Source organism: Yoonia sp., assembly GCF_036770585.1.
Lineage (GTDB): Bacteria > Pseudomonadota > Alphaproteobacteria > Rhodobacterales > Rhodobacteraceae > Yoonia.
In genome coordinates, this window is sequence record NZ_DAIPIW010000047.1 from 1 (window position 1) to 2,243 (window position 2,243).

The 2,243-nt window shown below is 65.2% G+C and carries 1 protein-coding gene; it reads right to left on the reverse strand.

Going from position 1 to position 2,243, the window contains the following annotated elements:
- Positions 1 to 2,243, reverse strand: a 2,243-nt coding sequence (locus tag V7N12_RS09475) for a hypothetical protein (RefSeq protein ID WP_333714266.1), incomplete at both ends; no start/stop codon positions are given.

Sequence of the window (2,243 nt, forward strand, 5' to 3'; positions counted from 1 at the left end):
TGAAAGAATGGAAAGGGCGCGGTTGAAACTCTCGCCATCGACCTGAGTGCCGCCGACCCCAACGGTCCCGGGCGCGGGCGGCGGGGCAAGCCGCAGTGTGCTTGCGATCAGCGCGAATTCGTCGGTCGAGATGTAGGGTGTGAATTCGCAGAGCGTCAGCCCCGCCGCGGCCTCGATACAAGCCTCGCCGCCCGGCTGGTTCAGCCCGATCAGTCGCAGATCCAGATCAGGGGTAAAGCTGGTATACCATGTCGACCACAGACCCTCTGCATTGGGACGCGGGATCTCGACCCCCCATGTGTTCGGCAGCGTGCCGGAAAATCCCATCCATGGCAGCGCATAGGCGCAGGTTTCCTGACCACAGTTGCGCAGCACGTCGCCGGTGCGCAGATAGCGCCGCAGGACCCTCAGCGCGTCATGCAGCGTTTCATCCATCGGACCCATATCGGTGCAAAGCATACCCGCGCGGCTGAAAAAGCATCCGCTGTCAGGTGTCGGCCAGTCGGTCGGGTTCAGATGGATGGAACGGGCATCGCCGGTCACCTCGAAGAAATCCGCGCGCGGGCCATCGGAACCGGCAATCACGTCGGCCACCCAGTTTTCGGGCAGGATGAAATTCAGGCCCGTCGCCGCGTCGTGCATCTCGCAGATCTCTTGGGTCTTGTCATCGGGCAGGCAGCGGTAAGGGTAGTCGGACCACGCACGACCCACCCCGGCGTCTTCGCCATGCCCGTCATCCACCACGGGCGCGACCACCGGTGACGCATCGACCGGTGGGCGCATATCGCGGATCGCGCGGCTGAGGACCTCGATCGCACGGTCCATATCCGGGCTGTCACTTTCGAAACGGCAAAGCCGACCCGGCTGCATCTCGATGCAGGGGCCGTTCATCGCGAGCCATTGGTGCGGGTTCAGCACGATGGTCAGGACCGGATCGCCGGTGCTGAAGAAACTCATCCGGACCTGCCCGGGCTGACCGCCCACCGTCGCCGCCTCGCGCGTGGGCTGATCGGTGATCCAGCCGGGCGGCAAGGCAAAGACGAGACCTGTCGCGGGGTCGTCGAGGAAACAGGGCACGCCATTGTCCGCAGGACAGGCATAGACCACATCCTCGCCAAGGCCCGCGAAATCGGTGCCTTCAGCAGTCTCTGCGGTGGGCGTATCAAGCGCGGCCTCGTGAAGCGCAGGCACCTCGCCCACCTGCAGCGGCTGTCGCGCCGCCACCGCAGCCTCGCCATCCAGCCCGGAGAAGACATAGACCACCTCGTAATTTCCCGCTTCGGCCGGCGCGAAAAGGGACTTGGCCGGTCCATACCGGTTGTCGAAGAAATCCTGCAGATAGATGCTCTGGTCCCACGAATAGAGCGCACCGTCCTTCCAGATTTCGATCCGGTCGGAATTGCCCATCCCGCCCGCAATCGTCACAGGCACCCGCGCAGCGGGTGTGACCGCAGGCGGCGCGATCAGGCGCACCTCGGGCCGTGGTTCGACCGTGATGACGAAACGTTCCATCACATCGTCGATGGGCATTTGGGCATTGCGGTGAAAGACCAGCAGGTATTGGCCCGCGTTGGCGGGGGTGCGGAAGGCGCCGACATGGCCGCCGACACGACTGTCTTGCGTGGCATAATCGATCCGGCGGTCATAGGTATCAGCGGCATCGAGCGGCAGCACCGAGAAGACGAAGTCGCCGCCGCCGGTGGCCAGACCCTCTTGCAGGATCCTGTAGGGCATCAGGCCGTCGACCCCCGCGCGGAATGCGCCCGACGGCGCGGGCATGTCGAGCGTCGGCAGAAGGCCCCGGAAGGGGACGTAGATCGTGGTGTTGTCGCCTGCGGTGATGTCGGCCACGACCTCGCCGTTGCCTTCATTGCCAGCATCCGCAGTGATCAGCCAGCGCCCCTCTGCCAGTTCGACGGCCAGATAACCGTCCTTGGTGAAATCGAGTGTTCCGAGTTCCAGCGTCTCGGACGTGCCCGCGTTCACGGCGCGAAAGGTGACCACATCGGGCCGGCCCGCGATATCGGCGCGGATCGTCACATTGACCGCCGCCGTCCCCGGCCCGGTCGGTTCAAGGGCGGGTGCGGCGGCGGTGCGCAACAGGGCATCCGCCAGTTCCGCACCGGACTGCGTGGACAAAACCAGCCCGCCGGTCTGATCGGCGATGCAGGCGATCTGGCGCACCTCGCCTTCGCTCAGACCGAAACCCACCACATGCGCCCGCAAGGGAATACCGCCGGCAG